Here is a 22,710-nt window from a genome sequence, read left to right on the forward strand (position 1 = left end):
CGCACCTCGACGGCCGCAGCAACCCGACCGCTGTCACCGCGACGAGAGCCACTGGCCGATGCGACGACCACCTCTGCTCCTCGCCCTCCTCTCGCTCGTCGGACTCATGGGCGCAACAGCGTGCTCGGACAATCGAGTTGCAACACTCGGCCAGCGGGTGGTGTCGCTGCTCAAAGCAGACCCGGCTGTCGCGAGCGTCGGCTACGGGTACGAGTCCCCAGCCGCGATCGACGCGCCATATGAACCTCCCTACCTCGCCTTCTTCATCCATCTCAAACCCGGACGGCAGGACATCGCAGACGCGAAGCCGTTGATCCGCAGCGCAGCAGAAATCGTGTGGCAGACCCCGGCGAAGCTCAAGTCTCTCGTCATGGAGTTCTCCCCCGCCGTTCTGTCCTCCGCACCTGAGGACCAAGCGCCTGCAGACCTTTTTCAGGTTGTCGTGCCGATGAGTTCCACCCCAGCGCCGAAAGAGAGAGCCGCTGACGCTCAAGAGTCTGCATTGCGCGACTTCGTCCACGCCCTCCAGCAGGAGCTGCAAGCCACATACGGCCCGCACAAAACCTCATAGGCCTCCGGTTCCCGGCCTGTTTGCGGTATAACGAAGAGCATGTCCGCGAACTCTGCCCTCGCCTATGCGATTGTCCGGATTGCGCTCGGTTTGGATTTCTTCTGCCACGGATTCTTCCGGCTGCTCACCTTGGGCGCATTCCACGAGCGCGTGGTCGAAGGATTCGCCAAAGCCCACTCCCCGCTGCCCCACGCCCTGGTCTCGCCGTACGCGTTCGCGATCTCTTTTTTCGAAGCGGCAATCGGAGCGCTGCTGCTGATCGGGCTCGCGACCAAGCCAGCCCTGATTGCCACCGCCCTGCTCATCCTGAGCTTCATGTTCGGATCAGGCTCCGAACAAAAATGGACCGCCGTCTCGACGCAACTGCTCTACGCGGTCATTATCGCAGGCCTCGTTGCCTTCCTCGCGCAGAACCACTATTCCGTCGACCGGCTCCTCGCGCGCAACGGCGATCGCGGGCCAGCCGCCAAAGGCACTGAACGCTGAACACGAAGGGCCCGCGAGCCAGATCCGGCAAACCTCACACCGTTGGGCCGGATGAAGAAGATCGCGACGAGGCCCAGGCGGCGAGCGCCCCGCTCATCGCGATCACCGACCCTGACAGCAGCGCTGGCGCGAGGGCTCCCGCGCCGTGCGCCCCGACCAGCGCGCCGAGCAGCGGCGGGCACACGACGGCCCCGGCCATCGCGGCAGCAACGATATAGGCGAACGCGGGTCCGTGCGCGTACCCGGTCTGCGCCAACCAGGTCAACCCGTTCGGGAAGATCGGGCCGATGAAAAGCCCCGCCAAAAGATACGCCCAGACTGTCGCGGGGCCGTAGCACGCCAGAGCGACAGCAGCGGTCATCCCAGCTGCGCTCGCGATCACCAGCGCAGCCGCAGACACGCGGTGCGCGAGAGGCGCGGCGAGGAAGCGGCCGATCACCATGGCGAGCCAATAGCCGGACGTCGCCAACCCCGCAACCGCCGGGCTATGGCCCAAATCAAGCAACCGGACCGGCTCCCAGCTGCCGATCCCAGACTGCACGGCGAAGTGAGCGATGTACAGCACGAGGAAACCGCCCACAACGGCCAGCGCAGAACCGGACAACCGTTCGGACCGAGCCGCGTCCCGCGCCGACTCGCCGGGAGTCGGACGAGGTCGCACGCCGCGCAACGTCGCGAGCCCCACCAGGCAGATCACGCCCACGCCCACGAACACCCACCGGTAACGGCCCGAACCGACGACGGCGACGAGCGCCGGAGCCGCCACAGTGCCGATCCCGAAGCACGCGTGCGCGATATTGACCAAGGCAGGGCCGCGCTCGCCGTGGCCGATCAAAAACAATTGGGTGACCAGCGCGTCGCAACCGCCGAGCCCAAGGCCCGCCACAACAGCACCAGCGAGCGTCAGGCCCCACGACGGAGCCAACGCGATCACGACAGATCCGACGACCACCAACGAGAGCGACGCCGCCAGCGCGAAACGATTGCCCCGCCGCCGGAGCACAGGCTGCACGGCGACCGCGCCGACCACAGCGCCCAGCGACTGCAACGCGAGCCCGCTGCCAGCGGCAGCGTCGGACAAGCCGAACTGCGCCTTCCATTCTGGAAGAGCAGGACCATAGACAGCGAGCAGAGCGCCCACGCCGACCATGGCCGCGCACGCCCCCGCCGTGGCAGCGCGTGTGAACAACTCAGGCACCAAAACCTCCAGGCAACGCGTCGTCTCGCGACCAGATCAAAACCGAGCGTCCTGCTCTCGTGATAACGGCGAGCACGAGTCGCCGAACCGCTCATGGCGGTGTTGGGCTGTTGTGAAAACCCTAGCAAAACGCGCATCGGGAACCGTCGCCCCGCAACAGAAAAACAAACGTCCCGCAGCAGCGCGCACAAGCACCACGCTCAAAAGCCCCCGAACCGTCCCTGCTGCCCACACCGGGCATCGCAATTTCCTTGCCCACGCCTTCGGACATTATGCTTGAGCCCGTGATGTCCTCAGCTGCTGGCGCGCTCGCGCGGTGGATCTCCCCATTCCTGGCGGTCGCGGCCGTCGCCGCCCTCGATTGCGCTGCTGGCGCGCATTGTTTTGCCGACCCGGATCCCGATGCGGCGGCGCACGACAGCGCTGACGACGCAGCCCAAGAGAACCCGCCAGACAACCCGCCTGCGCAGGCACGGGCAACTGACGGGGGCAACCCCTTCGCCGACGTGCCCCTCTACGTGAACCCCACCTCCGCCGCATTGCGCGCCGCAAACAGCGCCGAGCCGCCGAGCCCCGAGCTCACCACGATCGCCAACACCCCCCAGGCGTTCTGGATCGACGAAGCGGTGCCCTTCTCAGTGGTCAATGGCTACTTAGGCGGCGCGTGGGCAGCGGGAGCCATGCCCGTGCTCGCCATCTACGCGATCCCGCACCGCGACTGCGGAAGTTTCGCGGCGGGCGGGTTCGCGACCGGCGCGGCCTACAAAGGCTGGATCGACTCCGTCGCAGACAGCATCGGCGCGTCCCCCGTCGCGATCATCCTGGAACCAGACGCCCTCGACATGGCCGACTGCCTCTCCCCCGACCAACGCGAAGAGCGCTTCAGCCTGATCCGCTACGCCGTCGACACGCTGACCCGCGACCCCGCCGCAGCCGTGTACATCGACGGCGGGCACTCGCGCTGGCTGCCCGCAGAGGAAATCGCCTCCCGGCTCAACCAAGCCGGCGTCGACCACGCGCGGGGGTTCAGCCTCAACACCTCCAATTTCTTCACCACCGAAGAGGAGACCGACTACGGCGAAGCTGTGTCCGGCATGACCAATGGCGCCCATTATGTGATCGACACGGGCCGCAACGGCACCGGGCCAGCCCCCGAAGCGCCGCTCAGCTGGTGCAATCCCAGCGGCCGGGCCATGGGGGCCCAACCCACCACAGACACCGTCGGCGAGCACGCCGACGCGTACCTGTGGGTCAAGCGCCCCGGCGAGTCCGACGGAGCATGCAACCGGGGAGACCCCCGGGCAGGCGTCTTTGTCAACCAGTACGCCATCGACCTGGTCCGCAACGCCGGGCATTAGGTTTGCGCGCCGAGCGTCACAGCCCATCCGCACGAAGCGCGCACAGCCGACACAGCGTCCGCCTCGGCTGCAAGAGGATGCTCCTTGGCAGCGCTCCTCGTCGTTGGGCGGACAAGGCTGAGAGTTGCCGATCACGCAATAGGTATCGCGGAGTCGGCGCTCGACGAGGCGGTGTTGGTGCTCTCAGTCGTCAGTCGGATTGCCGCTGAGGCTCGTCGGTTGTCATGGGGCTGGGCCACTCGGCGGGGGAACCGCGCAGTGGCGATATGTCGGGAAGTGGTTTCTTGCAGAGTTTTCTGGCCTGTTTGGGAGTCATGCCCAGGGTTCTCAGCAGGTGTTCGGCAACGGCGTCCACAGTGGCTTCGGTGTCACGTTCGGGCTGCTCCCGCAGGAGTGTGGCCAAGCCGACGAACGCGCCTCCGGCGATGGCGAGGCCCAGTTCCGGGTCGGCGATAGTGAACCGTTCTTGGTCGATGGCGGCGGTGATGTCACGAAGCGCTCTGGGCGACAATCCGCGATTCGACATGATGAGCGAGCCGCAGTGCGCGAGCAGCAACGCGGCCTCTTGGGGGTGGTGGCGGAACAGCCGCCCGCTCAAACGATATTTGGCCGCGAAGGCCTCGGCAGGATCCGAGATGGAGCCGGTGAGGCCGTCGAGCAGGGCGCCGAGATCGTCAAGGGCCTTGTTCAGGGCCGCCTCGAACAACTCTTCCTTGGTCGAGAAGTGGTTGTAGAAGGAGCCCATGCCCACATCGGCCGCTTGGGTGATCTCCAAGATCGGCACGTTCGTTCTGCCTTGCGCGATGAAGCCTTGGGCCGCCCGGACCAGAGCGCGACGAGTACGCAGCTTGCGCCGCTCCAAGCGGCTGGCTGGCGTTTTCGGCGATGCGCCAACACTACGGTCAGGCAGATCCATAGGCCCAATATAGCAGCCGACGGCAATACTGAGGATATCGTCAGAAATATTGACTCGGCATCCGACCGTATGCGACGATTTCCTCAGAAGAAAACGATTTCTTCAGCAAGAGACGATTTCTTCAGAAAGGCAGAGGAGGCGCACGTGGCACAGGCAGTCACACCGCGGCACGACGGACACAAAGGCCTGCACAGCGAACACGGCGCGCAGCGGGGCGAACATCCGGGGCGGGCGAAGGACCCGATCATCCGGGTCGCCGACATCGCGTGGTTGGAATTCGACAAGCCCGACCTCGTCCGCGCGGAGGCGTTCGCCCGCGCCTTCGGGTTCGGCGTCGCTGTGCGTGCTCCGCAGGAATTGCATCTTCGCGGCACCACGGCCGGTTCGCCGTGTGTGATTGTGCGACGCGGAGAGCGCACGCGGTTCGCCGCTCTGGCGTTGCGCGCCGCCGACGAGGCCGACGTCCTGCGGCTGGCCGACAAAACCTGCGCCCCGTTGCACCCGCTTCCCGAATCCATTGGCGGAGTGTCGGTCCACTTGACCGACCCCAGCGGCATGGCGGTGAAGGTCGTCGCCGGCACGCACGAGTTGCCAGCCCAGCCCGCGCAGGCGCCGCAGGCCTGCAACACGGGACCTGGCGCCGCGCGGATCAACGCGCCGGTGCGTCCGCCCCAGGCGCCGGCCCGTGTGCAGCGCCTGGGCCATGTGGTACTGCAGTCCACCACGTATCTGAAAACGCTCAACTGGTACCTGGACACGTTCGGGATGATCGTGAGCGACTTCCTGTTCTTCCCCGGGCAGCGCGACCGCGGGCCCGCGATGAGCTTCATCCGCTGCGACCTCGGGTCCGTCCCGACCGACCACCACACCCTCGCCTTGGCGCTCGGACCGGCCAACCGCTACATCCACTCGGCGTACGAGGTCAGCGACCTCGATGCGCTGGCGGCCGGCGGCGAATACCTCAAAAAGCGCGGCTATTTCCGATCCTGGGGCATAGGCCGGCACATTCAGGGCAGCCAGCTGTTCGACTACTGGCGCGACCCGGACGGATTCCTGGTCGAACATTTCACCGACGGCGACATGTTCGACAACACGCTGGAACCCGGCTGGGCGCCATTCACCGCATCCGGCCTCGCGCAGTGGGGACCTCCGGCCACCAAGGACTTCCTCGACGCTCGCCCGCGCGACGTGCGCCGCCAAGCGAGCTCGATGTTCAGCGCCCTGCGCGACGACAACGAATTCGATCTCAACCGGCTCATCGGCCTCCTGAAAGTTGCTGCCTCATGACCATTTCCATCCTGCGCACGACAGACGGCTGGTGGGCGCAAACCCCCACCGGCGCCGCCCGGATCAGCACGTCCGCTGCCAGCACCAGCGAACTCCTCGCCGACCGCGCGGCCGTCGAGGCCGCGGCGGCGGCAGAGGATTCTGTCGCGCTCGACGAACTGGCGCTGCTGTCGCCGGTCACCGCCCCGTGCCGGGTGATCGCCCAGATGACCAACTTCGAATCACACGTCAGGGACGCGGGAATGAATCCGAAGACGGTGCCGCTGACGTTCTTCCGCAAGTCGTCGGCCTCGATCACCGGACCGTTCGGCGAGATCGTCCGCCCAGCGCACGTGCGACTCCTGGACTACGAAATCGAGATCGGCCTGGTGATCGGGCGCGAGGTCCCGGCCGGGTCGACGGTGACCGAGCAGGACTTGCCCGGCGTCATCGCCGGGCTGGTGATCACCAACGACGTGTCCGCCCGCGACATCCAACTCCCGCAAACCCAGTTCTACGAAGCGAAGTCGTATCCCACGTTCACGCCCGTCGGGCCGGCGCTGGTGCTCCTGGACGCCGCTGAACTGGCTCGTTTCAGCGAATTGCGGCTGCGGCTGAGCGTCGGCGGCGAAGAACGCCAGAACGCGCTCGTCGAAGGCGACATGCTGTACCGCCCGCTGCAGGCTCTGCAGTCGCTGACGCGGTTCCAAGACCTCGCCGCAGGCGACCTCGTGCTCACCGGCACCCCGGCCGGAACCGCGCTGACCGCCCCGCCCAAACCCATCGAGATGATCGGCAACCTGCTGCCGCCTGCCGTGAAATGGAAAGCGTTCTTCTCCCGTCAGGCCAAGAACCCGAAGTACCTGCAGGACGGCGACATCGTGGAGGCGTCGATCGCCACTGACGACGGCGCGATCAACCTGGGCGCGCAGCGGCTGTCGGTGCGTCGCGCATGAACGGCATGCTCCTGCCCGCAACGCGGCCGCCGGGCGATCTGGCTGGGTCGTTCGCGGTGAGGCACGGGGGCGGCGAACAATGACGCGCCCGGCGAGCCACGCGCCCACCGAACACGTCCCCGTCGTCGTTGTCGGCGGCGGCCCCACCGGGATCACCGCGGCGACCTTGCTCGCCCAATACGGTGTGGAAACCCTCGTGCTGGACCGGTGGCCGCAGGTGTATCCGCAGCCACGCGCTGTTCACCTCGACGACGAGGTGTACCGCATTCTGGCCCAGCTCGGCGTCGCCGCCGAGTTCGCCGAGATTTCACGACCTGCCCGCGGTTTGCGGCTCATCGACCGCAACATGGCGGTGCTTGCCCAGTTCGACCGCGATACCTCGCTGACACGCAATGGTTTTCCAGCGGCCAGCATGTTCGACCAACCTCAGCTCGAAGAACTGTTGCGCGCCAACCTCACCCGCTACCCGCATGCCCGGTTTCGCGGCGGCGCCGAGGTTCTTGCAGTGGCCGCGGACGCATGTCCCTTGCGCTTGCAGGTGCGCGACCGCACGAGCGGCCAAGACTCGGAGATAACCGCTGATTTCGTGCTCGGTTGCGACGGCGCCAACAGCATGGTGCGCAGCGCGATCGGTGCGACGATGCGAAACTTGAAGTTCGACCAGCGCTGGCTGGTGGTCGACATCGCGACCGAGACCGATCTGCAGCAGTGGGAGGGCGTGCACCAGCTGTGCGACGACCAGCGCGCCGGCACGTACATGCGCATCGGGCCCGCCCGCCACCGATGGGAATTCCAGCTTCTTGACCACGAATCGGTCGACGACTACGCCGCCCTGGCAGACCTGCGCCCATTGATCGCCCCTTGGACCCGGGATGTCGACGACGCCGATCTTCGGGTCATTCGGGTCGCCGAATACACGTTCCGCGCCCAGTTGGCCGACCAATGGCGCCGCGGCAACGTGTTCCTGCTCGGCGACGCCGCCCACCTGACCCCGCCGTTCATCGGCCAGGGCATGGGAGCCGGATTGCGCGACGCGATGAACCTGTCGTGGAAGATCGCCGGCGTGCGCCGCGGTGATCTGCCGCTGCGTGCGCTCGACAGTTACCAGGAAGAGCGTCGTCCGCACGCCCGTCACATGATCTCACTGGCGCTCAACATCGGGCGCGCGATGACATCTGGCGGTCGGCTCGGGACGGCCGCGCGCTCACTGATACTGCCGCGGCTGCACCTGGCGCCGGGGCTACGGACCAAGGTCGCCGATTCGCAGACCCCGCCCCTGCGGTCCTCCACGATGCTGCAACGCACCGTTGCAACGCGCGGCGTCGTCGGCCGCCTGTGCCCGAACCCGCTGCTCGAGAACGGCTCCCGCCTCGACGAAGAGCTCGGCCTTCGGTTCGGCGTGATCACCGCCGTGGCGCCGATCCCGTCGCAGCGCGAGATCATCAAGGCCCGCGGCGCGACCATGGTGCATGCCCCGGCGGGCTCCGAGTTGGCCCGATGGCTCCAGCGCCATCGCGTCACAGCCGCCGCGGTGCGCCCCGACCGCACCGTCAAGAGCGCCAGCAAAGACATCGCCGCGGTGTGCCGCAGCGTCCCACCGTTTCTCCTCGACCATCGCCCAACTGCCCCGTCAGACAAGCAATGCCCTCCGCGCACTGCGGCGAACTCGCCGGGATAACGTGGGCACGGTGTCCCGGCTTGCCAAAACACGCCGGGATGTCAGGTTGGAGGGCGGCCGGGAGGCGCGCCGATCAATTCCAGCGTGGCGCCGTCCGCGTCGTGCAGGTAGACGAACCGCGTTCCGCGCCGCGGCCCCTCGGTCAAGGACTGCGCACTGCCCGCCACAGCCCATCCGTACGAAGCGCACACAGCCGACACAGCGTCGACGTCGTCCACCTCGACTGCAAGATGCCACGATCCGATATCACAGGGCCGCGGCCGCAGCTCGGATCGGTCGCCGGGCGCTTGATACTGCAGCAGTTCGAGGCGGTGGCCAGCAAGATTGACCACGGCAACGTCGATTCGCGCCTGCGGCACCCCGGTGACCTCTGCGGCGAAGACTCCGCCGAGCTGGAATCGTCGTTCGATCTGGGCGCCGAGCGCCGAGCACCAGAAGTCGACGGACTGATCTATATCTCGCACTGTGATGCCCGTATGCGCCACCGCCCGCGCGAAACCCATGTCCGAAATAGTAGACGGACCCCGCCCTTCTCTGCGGCGCCATCGTGAGGCGTCCCGTTTCCCGGAGCCGAACTCCTAAGCGGCAGCGACCCAGCTATCCTCGCGCCAGTCGTCCAATCCGCCCTCGCGAAGCTCCGAACAGCCTGACCCACGGAAACCATGAAGGTGAATTTTCCGTGACGAACGCGGGGATTGTTCGTCGCGCCGCTTCCGACTGATCTTCGGCGACGGCATGATGGCGGGCATGGTCTCGAAGATCCGCGCGTCCATCATCGCCTCGGCACTGCTCGCCACTGTTTTTAATGCGCCTGCGGCGTTCGCGTGGGGCGCTCAGGGGCATGATGTGATCGGCGGGTACGCCGACAACCACCTCTCGCCCGAGGCGAAAGGGATCGTCGGACGGCTCTTGGTCGGGGAGAAGAGCCCGACATTGGCGGGGGTGGCGACGTGGGCGGACGACATCCGCTCCAACGACTCGGATCTGGGGAAAGAATCGGAGCCGTGGCATTTCGCGGACATCGCGGACAACAACTGCGTCTACACCCCCGAGGCCGGAGGCGGGCAGAACGTCGTGGAGGCCCTGCGGACGCAGACCGCGATCCTCGCGGACTCCACCAGATCGGACGCGGATCGGGCGCAAGCGTTGAAGTTCGTGGTGCATTTCGTCGGGGACGCGCACCAGCCGTTCCACGCCGGGTACGAGAGCGACCGGGGCGGCAACGACCACCCCGTCACCTACAACGGCACGCACACGAACATGCACTCCGTGTGGGACACCCGCCTCCTCGCCACCCTCAAACTCTCGAACCCCGCGCTGACGCAGCGCCTAGAGGCCACGCCCGACGACTCCCTGCCTGCCCCCGACGTGCAGAACGACCCCGTGACCTGGGTCGAAGAATCCTGCCAGATCGCCATCCACGCCTACCCGGACTCGGCCACCATCGGCAGCGACTACACCAACAAGTACCTCCCTGTCGCTGAGCAACGCCTCCACCTCGCAGGAGAACGCCTCACCCAGCTCCTCAACCATGTGCTCGCCGAGTAGTTCCGGGCTGGGCGATACTCAACCCTGCTTCAGGTAGAGGGCTTCGGCTTCGGCGACGACGCGCTCATGAGAGCGTGTCGCTCCTTCCTCGGTGTCGCCGCATATCAGCGTGGGTCGCTTATGCGGATTGTCGCCGACAGGTTTGACGAACGGGGTCGTCTCGGTGCGGAAGACGAACAGCCGCTGACCGGGCGGCAGCGGCGGCGCACCGGGCGGGAACGTGCTCGCAGGGAACCTGCCCTTCCACAGCGTCTCCACCCTGTACCGTTCGGTCTCGGTCACCCGAAGATGCGTGTACCGCCAGTCCCGGCGCAACTCCTCCCAACGCTCCCGCGTGATCTGCACGCTCTCCCGGTCGAAATAGAAGAACTGCTCCTCCTCGTCACTCACCCCGCCATCCTCCCACGCCCCGAAAATCCTCTGGGAAATCCGTGGTTCAGGCCCTCTGCCGAGAATCGAACTCGGGTACCCGCGAAAACGCCCCCGAACTGGACTCCCCTCGTTTCCGAAGTTGCGTCCCAGTTCAGGGGCATTTCGAGTTTCTCGGAAAACCGCTCTGAGTTTCCGATCCGCTCAGAGTGTGCGGATAGGGATTGCAGTTCAGAGGCCCTTCCTGAAACGCAGTTCCAGAGAATATTGTCGGAAATTCCAGAGAATATCCATCTTCCTCGACCAGTCTACCGACCGCTCCCGGCAGGGCTCTGATCCGCTCTCCCTCTCCCGCGTGCGTCGACCGGACTGTTGACTGTTTCTCGGTGTTTCTGCTGGCAGGGGGCGTTTGAGCCTTTCGCGCCGGAAATGAGCCGTATTTCCCAGAGAATTAAAACCGAGCGGAGACGCGGAAGGGCGGGCCGACAGATGCAAGTCGGCCCGCCCTCAGATTCTCGGGGTCAGGTTCTCGGCGGCGTCCTCGTCGGGGGTTTGCCGAGGATGCGTTCCAACTTCCGCATGCGCGCGGGGATGGACTCGACGTGCTCGGTCTTGTCGGCCCAGCTTTGTTAGGCGCGGTGGTTGGCGGTCGCGGCCATGAGCGCGATGATGACAGGCCAAGCCTGCGAGGCCGCGTTCCGCATGGACGAACGCGGCGAGCACGACACGGCGAAACTGTTATGGGCGGCAGCCAGTGAGGCCGACCAACAATCCGAAGGAACAGCGTGACCAGGATGAGCGGGATCGATTTCACCGACCCCTATTGGGGCGACGCCGTCTCAGGCGTCGAACCAGGATGGCGCCCCATCGTCCGAGAACTCGACCAGAAGCTGCGCGCTGCCGCGCCAGAGTTCGAGTACGCGCAGCTGAAGGAGAAATACGGGGGGCTCAGGGTGTACCTGCGTTTCCCCGAGAACATGCCCGCGCAGATTCGTGACCGAGCCCGCGAACTGGTCCGTGAGGCCGAGGAGAAAGCATCCCGGAAATGCGAGAACTGCGGCACTACTGGTCGACTCCGCGAAGACAGAGCCTGGGTCCGAACATTGTGCGACGAATGCGATGTTGAGGGCGAAGATGCAGGCCGGGTAGCTGATGGAAATCGGGGCGACAGGCTGCGGCGGCGCTGGCCGTGTGTCAGTCCACGCGCTGCGCTATCCGCGATCTGCGGTCCGGTCTTCTGGCAGCTCCGATCTGTCAGCTGTGCGATGATATTGACATGTCGAAAGCCGACGAATTGTATCTGATGCAGTTGGATTTCGGGAAGCGGGCCGAGGCGCTCAGGAAGTCCACCGACCAGAAGCTACAGGCGATTGTGGACGAGGAACGTCGTTCAGCGGACGAACGCGAAAGACGGGCCGCGCAAGAGGCCGCGTCGACCACGGAGGGGAAGTCGCGGGCGATGTGGGACGTGGACAGCCGGAAATACGGTTACTACGAGGACGAGGACTAGAGGAGTAGACGTGGCGAACATGGGCAACCCCGACGGGGTGCGCCAACTCGGCGACCTGTGGTCACAGGCGAGTGGCGGTTTGCACGACCAGGCCGCGCGCATCCGAGCCTCCCGGCTGCGGCCCGAACACTTCGGCCCGCGCTACGCGGAGCAGGCGGGAGGTGTTCGAGAGGGCTTCGAGCAGCTGGCTGGCACATGGAGCTCGTGGGGCGGGCACTGCGAGGGCTACGGCGGTAACCTGCACGCGGCGGTCGACTCGTACACGGGGACCGACGAGGGCAACGCCGCCGATCTGGACCTGAATCTCTGATGGCGGACTGGAGCGACGAGATCCTCGCCAGCGCGCAGTTCTGGCTGTTCGACGGCCCACTGGTCCCGGCGTTGCCGACGTTCCGCCAGTACATCGACAAGCTCAACCAGTACCGGCCCAGGCTGGAAGCACAAGACGTCAAATTTCCCAAGATCCTCGACCACGACGGCGTCTACTGGGAGACGGAGTACCACAAGGACGACAAGATCAACATCAAAGCGTTCCGCGACGACGCGGCGAACTTGCACACCGCAGGACAGGAAGTGCAGGCACAGCTCGACCTGATCCGGCAGACCGAGGACCTGCCCCACCACTGGAACGACAACGCCATGGACACCGCCCTGGAGAACTACAAGAACAACAAGACGCGCATGGACAACGACCGCGCCGGGCTCGTCGAGAAATCCCAAGAGATCGCCCAAATCGCCGAGAACATCGAGAAGACGCTGAAAGACAAGGCCACCACCGCGCAACACGAGATCGGCAACCTCGTGTGCTCGTCGTTGCGCAACAACCTTCCCGACTTCGAGACCCGGCTGCGCACCGGCTGCGAAGCCATGGAAGCCAACAACCAAGGCGGCTCCGGCCCCTTCGGGCTCGGCACCAACCAACACCGCTACCAACACCACGGCTCCGGCGGCGACACCTACGACTGGGGCGGGGCCGGGGAGAACTGGAGCGCCGCCGATGTCCGCAACGACCTCCGCAACAGCGTCGTGGGCGCCATCGCCACAGTCGCCCAAACCCTCGAAGATAGCAACAAAGCCACCGAAGACCACCTCCGGGACTGCTTCCAAACCCTCCTCACCGACCTCGGCGCGGGAGCGGGAGGGACAGGGTCGACAAATGGCGTCACAGAAGAGCAGCTCCACGAGATCTTCCCGTACCTCCCGATGGACAAAGTGCGCGAGTACCTACCTGGAATCAATGCGGCGATGCGAGATGCTGGCATCGAGACTCCCCAGCAGAAGGCCGCTTTCCTCGCCACGTTCGCGGTCGAGACCAGCGAACTTCAATTGATGAAGGAAAACAGGAATGAGCAGTCTTGCGAGGAGATGTACGGTCCAGAGTACGCTGGAAAGACATTCGGTTGGGACACCCCGAGAGACCCGGACACCCCGCCTAATTCAGCCATACCGCAGCCTTACACGAACACATCGGGGCAGCTCGGCAACACCCAACCCGGAGACGGCTACAAATACCGTGGGCGTGGCCCCTTTCAGCTCACCGGGCGAGCGAACTACCGGGCAGCAGGAGCTGCTCTCGGCCTCGATCTGGAGAATCATCCAGAGCTCGCCGAGGTGCCCGAGAACGGTTTCCGCATCGCCGCCTGGTATTACAACAGCCATCCCACGACAGATGGCAGTGGCAGAAGCCTGAACGAAGCCGCTGAACAAGGAGATTTCGCAGCCGTGACAACCGCTATCAACGGCGGGCTCACCGGGTACGCGGAACGTAAAAAATACTTTGACACTGCCACGCGTGTGCTGAACGGCAATTAAAGCATGCGACAGAGCGACGAGAGGAATACAACCATCGTGTCCCCGATTCCGTCGAGCAATTTCCGACGCAAACTGCTCTCACCCGCCTTGGCGCTGGTCTTGCTCGGGGCCAGCTGCCATGCTTCGCTCCCGCAGGTGTCGGCAGCGCCACCGTCGCCGACTGATTTCTGCGCCGAACTCCACGGGGAATGGGACACGGCCAAGAGCACATGCGGCTTGACCGTGCGGGGCGACCGCACCACCACCAAGATCACCGAACAATACCCCGTGGACCTTGTGGACGATCCGGTCTCCGGTCCGGTCCTCAAAGCCTATCTGCGGGGGATCACGGATAAATTCTCCCACCCGGCGACATCGCCCCTTGTCCATGACGGGAGCGCGAACATCTATTCCACGACCTACACGCACGCCCCACGAACCACCTCTGTCGTCTTCCGCGAAAACTGGTTCCTGCCCGGTGCCCCACACCCTAGCGAGGGGATCACCACCTTCACCTTCGACCTGGACCAAGGCAAACAGCTGTCTCTCGCAGACCTCTTCTGCCCAGGCGTGGACCCGTTGAAGGCGCTCCCTCCGCTCATTCGGCCATATGTCCAGCAAGCGCTCGACGCGGCGCCCGGAGCGCTCGCCCCGATGTTCACTATCGAGAGGTTCGAGCCGAGTGACCAACCGGGCTCGCTGGCCAGCGATTACCGTGCGTGGGCGCTCGACGGCGACGACCTCGTCCTCTACATGCCTGTCGAGGGCAGCACCGGCGGCATACCAGCAGGGCTCGTCTCGCCCCGTGTGCCCCTCTCCTCGCTCCACGAGATCCTTCGCGACGGCAGCTGCTCAGCTTGAGCTCAGGGTGAGCGATCATCTGAGTTTTGCGGAAGATTATGGTCAGACTCCCGCTCGGTAGAAGGCTCCTCACGAAGAGCCGCGCAGCCCTGCATGCGAGGTGGCCTACGAGGAGAGAACAGCCCACCGAAGTGGTAGAGCAACCTGTGGCGCATGGCAAGCCCATGCAGGACTCGGCATGGGCGCTCAGCCCTGTTTCGGGTAGTTGGCTTCGGCTTCTTCGACCGCTCGGTCGTGCCCAGCCACAGCGTCGTCTTCTTTGTCGTGTTTTGTGATCGCGACGAGCTTCGCGCCGTACTGGTCGCCGAGCGTGAACAACGCGAGGGTCGTGGTCACGAACACCTTCGGCCGAGCCGGCACCGGGGGCGGCGGCTGATCGGGACGGAAGAAACCAGCGGAGATCTTCCCAGACCACCTCGTCGCCACCTTGTACCGGCTCGTCTCCGTCACCCGCAGATGCACATACCGCCAATCCCCCTCCAACTCTTCCAACCGCTCCGGAGTTATCCGCACCCCGGCCCGGTCGAAATGGAAGAACCGCTCATCATAGCTCACCCCGCCATCCTCCCACCCCACGAAAATCCTCTGGAAAATCAGCGATCCAGGCCCTCTACCGAGAATCGAACTCAGGTCCCCACGAAAACGCCCCCGAACCGGACTCCCCACGTTTCCGAGGTTCCGCCCCAGTTCAGGGGGCGTTTCGAGTTTTCTCGAAAACCGCTCTGAGTTTCCGATCCGCTCCAGAGTGGGCTAGTTGCAGAACCCCCGGACCAGTAGCGACGAGTGCATATAACAGCGTCTTGTCCATGCATCTCGCCCTGTTTGTCCATAGTTGCTCGATGCTAAATTTTTCCGCCTCGTTGGCACTTGTCAAAGGGGTTCCCGCAGACGCGGCGCCATCCTCACTGTATTGCGCGTTGCCAGTTGACGTAGTCGCCCGCGTAGTCGGCTGGATCACCGACGATCTTGATGAGCTTTTCTTGCACTACCTCGATGTCTTCGGCGGATAGAGTGACCAGCGTTTTGCGCAGCGGCCAGCCCCATTGTTGCTTGTTTGGAAATGCTGTCAGACTCGGGACAAGCTTGCTGAGCTCGACCCCTTGTCGGAAGGGGGCCAAGCTGCGGAGTTCGAGATCGCACCCCAGCGTGTACAGGCTCGTCTCATGATGTCGCTCGTGCTCTTCAAGGTATCGCACCGGGGTGCGCACGGTCGCGGTGCCCACCACGAGCGTCGTAGCGTCAGAGGAAGAGCCCCAGCATTCCTTTGTCGTGACGAGATAGAGGGTGTCGCCGACCGCGAGTTCTTCCGCCCGCTTGCGGATCCTGGGGTTGAAGGCCATGCGGGACGCGCCGAGCACCCAGCGCACCGATTCGCCATCAGCGAGCACAAGCAGATAGGCATTGCCGGTGCCGTGCCCGGAGTCCCCGTCCAGCACATGGAGGATCGCCTCCCCCACTTCGGACAACTGGTTTATCACGGCTTTCGCGGACTCAGCCGTGATCGGGCGTTTGCCGTTCGGAGCAGAAGGGTCGCGGTCCGTCTCGTGGGCGATCTGGTTTCGGCGCAGAGTGATCGCTCGAAGTGACTCGACGAGGTCCGTAACATCGACCGGCTCGTCCCTCGCCTCGTTCAGTCGCGCCGAGACCCTCGGCCACAGCTGGACGTCGGTGACCAGCTTGAAGCCATCTTTGATCTTGTCCGGGTTCTGGTACGAGGTGGACCCCAAAGTTTCTTTCAACTGCTCGCGGAACACCGCTTCAGCGGACTCGCTCCGATGGTGCACCCTCTCGAAACGCTCGACCGTGATCTCGAACTTCTTCAGTCTGTTCGGCTTCTCCCCCGGCTTGACGAACAGCTTGACCGCGCGCTCCTGGATCTCCTCGCCAACCCAGTGGTCGAGGGCTGACACCGCACCCACCCACGCATGACGGTAGATGTCGCTAATGTCGAACGAACCCACCTGGAGCCGCTCCAGGCTCTGGGCCCCCTCGATCATGCTCCGAAGATCGGCCAGAGTCCGTTCGAACTCGTTGAACGCTTGGGTCGTCATAAAAGCCTTCTAAACTCAGAGGGGTTCCCGACACCACGCCAAGCACCCTTCTTCAAATAAATAAATCACAGACCAGAATACGACCCCACCCATCCTGGCTTGACCTGCACCGCCCTTCACCGTCGACGTGGCATGATCGGAGATGCCAATCTGGTTTGGGAAACCGGGGGCAGCTCGAAACCACGCTCTGCTCACGGAAGACTATCGATAATCTTCATCGTCTCGACCGAGACAGTGGTGACCTTCTGGATCAAGTCAACGATATACGTGGGGTCGTCGTGCTCGTCACACCAGTCATTCGGATCGTTGACGATGCCGGATTCCGGGTCAATTTTAACTTGGTAGCGTTCGATGATCCATCCGAGGGCTGAGCGTGAACCGAGGAGATAGCGCTCGGCGCTCTCAGGGATTCCGGTGATAGTGACTTTCGGATTGTAGATGATTTCGGTATGATCGGTCTTTGACCGCCATTTCATCTTCTGGACACGCCAAGTCTCCCTGTCGCTGGGATTCGCACCTTCTTTGAGTTGCACATTCAAAGGATAGAAGTCTACATCCTCGTAATTGGCATGCAGGTCCGCAAGGCGTCGTCCAGCAGAATTATATGTATCGAATTCTGCACGCGAACCAGGCGTAGGGATGTGCGGCAGTGTCTTTTTGAGATCAGCAGCGTACTTCGCTCGATAGCTTGGCGAGTGGAGGAGTCCGTAGACGAAGTAGAATATGTCGTCTTTTGTTATATCGCCGCCGAACGAAGCCCGGTACAGCTTATGGATAGAATCGGTGATGTTGTCCACGCGCCGGTAGCCATACTCAACAAGCCCCTCGTCTCCTACAAGTAGATCAAAAGCACCAGCATCAGATTCGACCTCTTCGTATGTGAAACGAGGAAAAAATTGAGTCGTGTAAGTAAAGTAAGCGACATCGGGAAGGTATCTAGTCATTAGGCACCCAAAGTCTGCGGCGGGTCGAGGACTCATTACGACTATGCCAATATTACTGTGATACGAAGTAGGAAACATCGAGGGCAGTTGTGATCGTTCATGGTTCAAGAAACCATCAAAGTAAGCGAATTTGGTTTCGAAAGGCCTATAGGTTGCAGTTATAAATCCCTTTTCTGAAACTCCAATTTTTCGATTTCTGGCCAAGTGCGCCCGAAGGCTTCTCGACCAGTTTATCTTTTTCGGATCTGATGCGCCAGGAATCCCCGCGACGTACTGCGCTACATTGGCTTCATTAGGTTTAGCAACGCCGTTGATTTTGCAGTGTTCCTGGAAGGGTTCAATCAAGTCATTATAGTTCATGATCAGCCTCTCGACTGATTTCCGGACCGTGGGGCTCGAGTAGTTATACACCCAGGCATCTCGTGCGGTCTCAAGTCCGCGGGAGAAGGTCTTGAAGACGGTGATCTGCCCAGGGCTTGGTTTCTTATCTCCGATCACCGGGTAGGAACCGAATTGGTCGTCGCGTTGGTTGGTCCAGTCGCCGTGTTGGTTCGGTGTGATCGATTGCCAGTCGATGGCCGTGAGAGAGTCGGTGTCGAGGATGCGGAGTTTGTCGTCGCGGCCGAGGTAGTCGCCGATGTCGCGATAGTTGATGACGCATGGACCGTTCGCTGTTGGGTCTTTGACTCCGATGAAGATGGCGACGGTGTTACGGCTGCCACCACCGAATATTTTGCCGCCCTCTTTGCGTGAGAGCTCTCCTGCTGTGCGCTGGTTTCCGCGTAGATTGTAGACGTATATGTGGGAGTATTCGTCGGCGAGGGTGAGGCGCATACCGTCTGCGGTGTTGCCGTCGATCCAGCCGCCGTTGGAGACGAAGGCGACGATGCCTTTGTCCCCGATGCGGTTCGTCGCCCATCTGAAGGCTCGGATGTAGGAGTCATAGAGGCTATTTTTGTTCGTCGCCGTCGAGCGTTTGGCGTAGGTGTTCTCGATGTGTTTGTCGAGGGTGGGGTATTTGACGTTGGCGTTGTTGTCGTTGGCGCTGTCCTGTCCCACGGAGTAGGGCGGATTGCCGACAACGACGTTGATCTTCGTGGCGAGTTGGCGGGTGATGCGGTCGTTGTTCTGCGGGAACATATCCGCGTCCATGGTGTCGTCGGACTCGCTTATCTGGAATGTGTCAGTCAGCACGATGCCTGGGAAGGGCTCGTACTCGTCGCCTGAGGTCTTGCCGGCGAGGGCGTGATAGGTGGATTCGATGTTGACCGCCGCGACGTAGTAGGCGAGCAGCATGATCTCGTTGGCGTGCAGCTCGCTCGTGTATTTCCGCGCCAGGTCGTGGGGTGTGACGAGTCCGGTCTGCATAAGCCGTGTGATGAACGTCCCGGTGCCGGTGAAGGGGTCGAGGACATGCACGTCCTCGCCGGTCAGTCCTTTTCCGAAATGCTCGCGGGACACGGCGTCCGCAGCGCGCAGTATCCAGTCTACGACCTGCACGGGGGTGTAGACGATGCCGAGCGCGTCGGCTTGTTTCGCGAACCCGATCTTGAAGAACCGCTCGTAGAGTTCGGCGATGACTTGCTGTTTGCCTTCCGCGCTGGTGACCTCCGAGGCGCGCACTCGCACGGAGTCGTAGAACTTCTCCAGCTCGTTTGTCTCGGATTCAAGCCCGCTGCCGCCGAGGGTGTCTACCATGCGTTGCATGACCCGCGACACGGGGTTGTGGGAGGCGAAGTCGTGTCCGGTGAACAGGGCATCGAAGACGGGTTTGGTGATCAGGTGCTGGGCGAGCATGCTGATCGCGTCATCGCTGCTGATCGATTCGTTGAGGTTGTCGCGCAGGCCTTTTAAGAATCGGTCGAACTCCTCAGAGATCTCTACGCTGCCGATGTCAAGGGCGGCTTTGATGCGGGTGATCAGGGCGGCGGAAATGTCAGCGACGTCGTGCGCCCAGTCTTCCCAGTAGGTGCGGGTGCCGACCTTGTCGACGATGCGGGCGAAGACCGCCTCGCGCCACTCGGAGAGCGAGAACAACGCGATCTGCGACGCGAAATCGCTGCTCCCGGTATTCGTGCCCGGTGTTTGGTCAGCGGATTTGAGCGATTCCACTTCGCCATGCGCATCCACAGGACCGATGTGCCCGCCAAGCAATGAGTCGCTGCCCTTGCCGCTCTTGGTCGCGTCTTTGCCCATGTTGAGGGCGATGGAGTTCACATGCGCGTCGAAGCGCTCGTCGTGGGCGCGCAGGGCGTTGAGCACCTGCCAGACGATCTTGAACCGCCTGTTGTCCGCCAATGCCTGAGACGGGCTGACCTCAGCGGGCACGGCAACAGGCAGGATGATGTATCCATAGTTCTTGCCCTCGGATGTCCGCATGACCCGTCCCACCGACTGAACCACGTCGACGACCGAGTTGCGCGGGTGCAGGAACAGGACCGCGTCGAGCGCCGGAACGTCCACGCCCTCGGAGAGGCAGCGGGCGTTGGTCAGAATGCGGCATTCATTCTCCGCGAGCGGAGCTTGTAACCACCCGAGCCGGGCGTTGCGCTTCAAGGCGTTGAAGGTGCCGTCCACATGCTCGACAGAGCAATACAGGTCAGGGTTGTTCGCAGCGGCGTTCTCGTCACTTTCGCCATGCTCGTCGTCGAGTGTGTCCCGGTAGGCGTCCACGACACGGGGGAACATCTCAGCGACCATCTTCGAGGAGTCGATGTCTCTGGCGAACGCGACGGCGCGGCGCATCGGGACCTCGCCGGGGGCGAACCCGGTGCCGTCCACAGCGGCTCCGGCTCGTTTCGCCAAACCGTTCCAGCAACCCACTATGCGGGTCGCGTCATCGAGGTTGAGCTCATGGTTCTGCCCCGCGAGCTGGGTCTGCATCGGCCCCGCGACCAAGGATTGATCGACGGTCAACACCAGCACCTTGTAATCGGTCAGAAGACCTTTGTCCACCGCTTCGCCGAACGGGAGGTGGTAGAATTCCGGGCCGAAGATTGTCTCGTCGTCCATCGACGCGATCTCAGCGGAGTGCTCGTCCGCCTTGCCCTTGGCCTTCTCGTCATAGATACGGGGAGTGGCAGTCATATACAGACGCCGCTTCGCTCGCAGATAGTCTCCGTCGTGGATCCGGACGAAGTTCGACTCGTCCTCCCCGAACAACGTGACCCCGGTGGTGCGGTGCGCCTCGTCGCACAACACCAGATCGAACTCCGGGACACCAAGCTTCTGCGCATCAGCGACCACAGGCAGCGACTGGTAGGTGGTGAAGACAACCGTCAGCCCAGGCGACTCCCCGTGAGCAGCTATTGCTGCAGCGAGCTGATCGGGTTTCGTCGTCACCGGGATCGCCACGTCATGGGCCTTCGAATCCTCCGCTGCGCGCGACACTTTGCTGTCCGAGCACACAGCGAACGCCCGCAGAGGCGTCGCGGTCTGGGCAGTCCATTCTCGCAGCGTCTGCGACAGCAACGAGATCGACGGGACGCAGAACAGAATACGAACGTATCCGCTGTTCTCGGCGGCTGCACGTTCCGCGATGCGCAGCGATGTGAAAGTTTTGCCAGTGCCGCACGCCATGACCAGTTTGCCGCGCTCATTGCCCAGCCCGAACCCCTCGAAAACCTTCTCGACGGCACATTCCTGATGCGGACGGGCGTTATGGCGTGCCGCCTCCCTTATCGCGACTTCAAAATCCTCGCCTGCCCACTCGACCCGCCAATCGATAGGAGATCCATCGAGTTCTGCTAACGACAACCTGCCCACCGGCTTCGACTGCCCGACCAAAGCGTCTTCGGCGTTTTTCCCCCACTTGTCCGTGGTGGAAATAATGATGCCCTTGACGAAAGGCTCCTTGCCCAGTTCCGTGAAGAAGGAGTCGATGTCCTCCTTGCGGAGTGTGTGCTCAGGCTCGTAAAACTTGCACTGCACCCCCGTCAACTCCCCCGTGTCGCGCGAGCGAGCAACCAGGTCGATGCCCATGTCCGCTTTGCTTGCACGATCCGGCCAGTCGATCCACCGCCACACCGCGTCGTACTCCTGCGACAACATCGGGTCGAGCGCGAAGTAACGGACCATGAGCTTCTCGAACTTCGTCCCCCGCTCCGAGTTCGACGGTGCTTGGCGGAACGCCTCGATGACCTCATGAATCGAACCCATACCTAACCTCCGCGTATCTCTAGCCGTGCCAATAGCCTGCAGCTATTCTGGCTCAGGTCTCTTCCGCGCTTGCAAGCGCGCTCTAGCCATTTCCCCTCGGGTCGGCCACTTCCTGCTCAGACCGCCTTCTGCGGGTTCGTCGCCGAGCAGCTCTCGCAACTCCTCCAAGCGTGCATGCGCAGCTTCTTCCTGGGCGCGCAGCGCAAGGACGGTCATATGGCGCGAAACAGTCGGGGCATCTACAGCATCCGCTCCGAGCTTCAAGTTCGTCATCCCTCCCCAATAATCCACCTGGACTTCGTAGCGAGAGTCCGGGGATGCGGCGTAAAAGTATCGATTCCCTCCCACCAGTAGCTCGCCGATGCGGACCTCGTCGTTTGTGAAACCTACGAACTCGGCGGGGACCACCGCAGCTATCGCGTCGAAAACATCGCCGACTGACACGCCGAGAGCGGTCGCGTACTGCACAACCTTCTCGTTCGGCACAGCAGACTTCCCGCGCTCCCAAACGGAGATCATGGACTTGTTCGTCCCAAGCTTCTCGGCGAGGTCGATCTGGGTGAGCCCTGCTGCTAGGCGTAGGTCCGCGAGGGTTGTCGCACGGTCCGGGTTCCCGCAGAGGTCCGCGATGCTGCTGTTCACAGCCGCCGCGACTTTGGGCAAATTCTTCGCTGACGGCTGGGTGATCCCGGTCTCCCAGTGGTAGACGGCTTCGACGCTGACATGCAATTTGTGTGCAAGCTCAGCTGTGGTGAGGCCAGAGGCGATCCGAGCGCGCCGAAGAGCCACGCCGTCGAGCTGTCGTTTAGTGGTCGCCATGTCTTTTCACCTCCATCCAACCTCGGTCAGCGCGGAAGAACTGATCCGGGCAGTGGTCTAACAACCGCGCACAGATGTGTGCATAGAACATGATTGTCTAGAAAAAAGGACGGATATCATTTAATCGTCCAGAATTCTGGACGATTAAATGTCGAACTATCTATGAGGAGACGGATGAAGTAATCCCAGAACGAGAAAAGGCACCCGCTTCCACACAGGTGCCTAACTCG

Annotated in this window: 20 protein-coding genes; 12 read left to right on the plus strand and 8 right to left on the minus strand. The window is 63.1% G+C overall.

Annotated elements, in window-relative coordinates; translation table 11 throughout:
* Positions 1-58 precede the first annotated feature (58 nt).
* On the plus strand, positions 59-571 hold the full coding sequence (locus SROT_RS08595; protein WP_013138632.1) for a hypothetical protein: 513 nt from the start codon (positions 59-61) through the stop codon (positions 569-571).
* Between the two features lie 39 nt (positions 572-610).
* A complete protein-coding gene (locus tag SROT_RS08600) occupies positions 611-1,057 on the plus strand; it encodes a DoxX family protein (RefSeq protein WP_013138633.1) in 447 nt (148 codons plus the stop codon).
* Positions 1,058-1,091: 34 nt separating this feature from the next.
* Here the strand turns inward: SROT_RS08600 and SROT_RS08605 are convergent, their stop codons facing one another.
* Entirely contained in the window at positions 1,092-2,255 is a 1,164-nt protein-coding gene (locus SROT_RS08605) for an MFS transporter (protein WP_013138634.1), read from the minus strand.
* A gap of 287 nt (positions 2,256-2,542) precedes the next feature.
* On the opposite strand from SROT_RS08605, the gene SROT_RS08610 reads away from it, so the two are divergent.
* Complete coding sequence (locus SROT_RS08610) at positions 2,543-3,613, plus strand: glycoside hydrolase family 6 protein (RefSeq protein WP_013138635.1); 1,071 nt, start codon at positions 2,543-2,545, stop codon at positions 3,611-3,613.
* A gap of 190 nt (positions 3,614-3,803) precedes the next feature.
* On the opposite strand, the gene SROT_RS08615 is transcribed toward SROT_RS08610, so the two are convergent.
* Positions 3,804-4,529 carry a TetR/AcrR family transcriptional regulator gene (locus SROT_RS08615; protein ID WP_013138636.1) on the minus strand — a complete coding sequence of 242 codons (726 nt, stop codon included), beginning with the start codon at positions 4,527-4,529 and terminating at the stop codon, positions 3,804-3,806.
* A gap of 144 nt (positions 4,530-4,673) precedes the next feature.
* On the opposite strand from SROT_RS08615, the gene SROT_RS08620 reads away from it, so the two are divergent.
* The 3 genes from SROT_RS08620 (at position 4,674) to mhpA (ending at position 8,429) form a co-directional block, all read left to right on the plus strand.
* On the plus strand, positions 4,674-5,816 hold the full coding sequence (locus SROT_RS08620) for a VOC family protein (protein ID WP_013138637.1): 1,143 nt from the start codon (positions 4,674-4,676) through the stop codon (positions 5,814-5,816).
* Positions 5,813-6,751 carry a fumarylacetoacetate hydrolase family protein gene (locus SROT_RS08625; RefSeq protein ID WP_013138638.1) on the plus strand — a complete coding sequence of 313 codons (939 nt, stop codon included), beginning with the start codon at positions 5,813-5,815 and terminating at the stop codon, positions 6,749-6,751. The genes SROT_RS08620 and SROT_RS08625 overlap by 4 nt, the downstream gene beginning before the upstream one ends.
* A gap of 79 nt (positions 6,752-6,830) precedes the next feature.
* On the plus strand, positions 6,831-8,429 hold the full coding sequence (gene mhpA, locus SROT_RS08630; protein WP_013138639.1) for a bifunctional 3-(3-hydroxy-phenyl)propionate/3-hydroxycinnamic acid hydroxylase MhpA: 1,599 nt from the start codon (positions 6,831-6,833) through the stop codon (positions 8,427-8,429).
* Between the two features lie 41 nt (positions 8,430-8,470).
* Here the strand turns inward: mhpA and SROT_RS08635 are convergent, their stop codons facing one another.
* Positions 8,471-8,932: a VOC family protein gene (locus SROT_RS08635; RefSeq protein ID WP_013138640.1), complete on the minus strand. Its 462-nt coding sequence runs from the start codon at positions 8,930-8,932 to the stop codon at positions 8,471-8,473.
* A gap of 244 nt (positions 8,933-9,176) precedes the next feature.
* Between SROT_RS08635 and SROT_RS08640 the strand changes: the two genes are divergently transcribed.
* Entirely contained in the window at positions 9,177-9,977 is an 801-nt protein-coding gene (locus SROT_RS08640; RefSeq protein ID WP_041407842.1) for a S1/P1 nuclease, read from the plus strand.
* Between the two features lie 18 nt (positions 9,978-9,995).
* On the opposite strand, the gene SROT_RS08645 is transcribed toward SROT_RS08640, so the two are convergent.
* Positions 9,996-10,367: a hypothetical protein gene (locus SROT_RS08645; RefSeq protein WP_013138642.1), complete on the minus strand. Its 372-nt coding sequence runs from the start codon at positions 10,365-10,367 to the stop codon at positions 9,996-9,998.
* A 621-nt stretch (positions 10,368-10,988) separates the two neighbouring features.
* Between SROT_RS08645 and SROT_RS16885 the strand changes: the two genes are divergently transcribed.
* From SROT_RS16885 to SROT_RS08665, 5 genes are all read left to right on the plus strand, one after another.
* Positions 10,989-11,135, plus strand: a complete 147-nt coding sequence (locus SROT_RS16885) for a hypothetical protein (RefSeq protein ID WP_222829191.1) — start codon at positions 10,989-10,991, stop codon at positions 11,133-11,135.
* A 487-nt stretch (positions 11,136-11,622) separates the two neighbouring features.
* On the plus strand, positions 11,623-11,856 hold the full coding sequence (locus SROT_RS08650; RefSeq protein ID WP_013138644.1) for a hypothetical protein: 234 nt from the start codon (positions 11,623-11,625) through the stop codon (positions 11,854-11,856).
* 19 nt (positions 11,857-11,875) lie between these two features.
* The gene (locus tag SROT_RS08655; RefSeq protein WP_148223572.1) at positions 11,876-12,166 is read left to right on the plus strand and encodes a type VII secretion target; all 291 of its coding nucleotides are present in this window, start codon (positions 11,876-11,878) and stop codon (positions 12,164-12,166) included.
* Positions 12,166-13,668 carry a glycoside hydrolase family 19 protein gene (locus SROT_RS16890; protein WP_013138646.1) on the plus strand — a complete coding sequence of 501 codons (1,503 nt, stop codon included), beginning with the start codon at positions 12,166-12,168 and terminating at the stop codon, positions 13,666-13,668. The genes SROT_RS08655 and SROT_RS16890 overlap by 1 nt, the downstream gene beginning before the upstream one ends.
* A gap of 36 nt (positions 13,669-13,704) precedes the next feature.
* Positions 13,705-14,508, plus strand: a complete 804-nt coding sequence (locus SROT_RS08665; protein ID WP_049773337.1) for a hypothetical protein — start codon at positions 13,705-13,707, stop codon at positions 14,506-14,508.
* 186 nt (positions 14,509-14,694) lie between these two features.
* Here the strand turns inward: SROT_RS08665 and SROT_RS08670 are convergent, their stop codons facing one another.
* The 4 genes from SROT_RS08670 to SROT_RS15660 all read right to left on the minus strand — a co-directional run bounded on the left by SROT_RS08670 (position 14,695) and on the right by SROT_RS15660 (position 22,480).
* Complete coding sequence (locus SROT_RS08670) at positions 14,695-15,063, minus strand: hypothetical protein (protein ID WP_041407117.1); 369 nt, start codon at positions 15,061-15,063, stop codon at positions 14,695-14,697.
* 347 nt (positions 15,064-15,410) lie between these two features.
* On the minus strand, positions 15,411-16,559 hold the full coding sequence (locus tag SROT_RS15655; RefSeq protein ID WP_013138649.1) for a hypothetical protein: 1,149 nt from the start codon (positions 16,557-16,559) through the stop codon (positions 15,411-15,413).
* Positions 16,560-16,750: 191 nt separating this feature from the next.
* Positions 16,751-21,661, minus strand: a complete 4,911-nt coding sequence (locus tag SROT_RS08680; RefSeq protein ID WP_013138650.1) for a DEAD/DEAH box helicase — start codon at positions 21,659-21,661, stop codon at positions 16,751-16,753.
* A 42-nt stretch (positions 21,662-21,703) separates the two neighbouring features.
* The gene (locus SROT_RS15660; protein ID WP_013138651.1) at positions 21,704-22,480 is read right to left on the minus strand and encodes a helix-turn-helix domain-containing protein; all 777 of its coding nucleotides are present in this window, start codon (positions 22,478-22,480) and stop codon (positions 21,704-21,706) included.
* Between the last annotated feature and the right edge of the window lie 230 nt (positions 22,481-22,710).

It is taken from the genome of Segniliparus rotundus DSM 44985, assembly GCF_000092825.1.
GTDB lineage: Bacteria > Actinomycetota > Actinomycetes > Mycobacteriales > Mycobacteriaceae > Segniliparus > Segniliparus rotundus.

Bases quoted from the DNA above. Each gene is read 5' to 3' on its own strand.
- SROT_RS08610 (WP_013138635.1), top strand. From the start codon at position 2,543: ATGTCCTCAGCTGCTGGCGCGCTCGCGCGGTGGATCTCCCCATTCCTG.
- SROT_RS15655 (WP_013138649.1), bottom strand. From the start codon at position 16,559: ATGACGACCCAAGCGTTCAACGAGTTCGAACGGACTCTGGCCGATCTT.
- SROT_RS15660 (WP_013138651.1), bottom strand. From the start codon at position 22,480: ATGGCGACCACTAAACGACAGCTCGACGGCGTGGCTCTTCGGCGCGCT.
- SROT_RS08600 (WP_013138633.1), top strand. From the start codon at position 611: ATGTCCGCGAACTCTGCCCTCGCCTATGCGATTGTCCGGATTGCGCTC.
- SROT_RS16890 (WP_013138646.1), top strand. From the start codon at position 12,166: ATGGCGGACTGGAGCGACGAGATCCTCGCCAGCGCGCAGTTCTGGCTG.
- mhpA (WP_013138639.1), top strand. From the start codon at position 6,831: ATGACGCGCCCGGCGAGCCACGCGCCCACCGAACACGTCCCCGTCGTC.
- SROT_RS08625 (WP_013138638.1), top strand. From the start codon at position 5,813: ATGACCATTTCCATCCTGCGCACGACAGACGGCTGGTGGGCGCAAACC.
- SROT_RS08650 (WP_013138644.1), top strand. From the start codon at position 11,623: ATGTCGAAAGCCGACGAATTGTATCTGATGCAGTTGGATTTCGGGAAG.
- SROT_RS08635 (WP_013138640.1), bottom strand. From the start codon at position 8,932: ATGGGTTTCGCGCGGGCGGTGGCGCATACGGGCATCACAGTGCGAGAT.
- SROT_RS08640 (WP_041407842.1), top strand. From the start codon at position 9,177: ATGGTCTCGAAGATCCGCGCGTCCATCATCGCCTCGGCACTGCTCGCC.
- SROT_RS08615 (WP_013138636.1), bottom strand. From the start codon at position 4,529: ATGGATCTGCCTGACCGTAGTGTTGGCGCATCGCCGAAAACGCCAGCC.
- SROT_RS08680 (WP_013138650.1), bottom strand. From the start codon at position 21,661: ATGGGTTCGATTCATGAGGTCATCGAGGCGTTCCGCCAAGCACCGTCG.
- SROT_RS08655 (WP_148223572.1), top strand. From the start codon at position 11,876: ATGGGCAACCCCGACGGGGTGCGCCAACTCGGCGACCTGTGGTCACAG.
- SROT_RS08595 (WP_013138632.1), top strand. From the start codon at position 59: ATGCGACGACCACCTCTGCTCCTCGCCCTCCTCTCGCTCGTCGGACTC.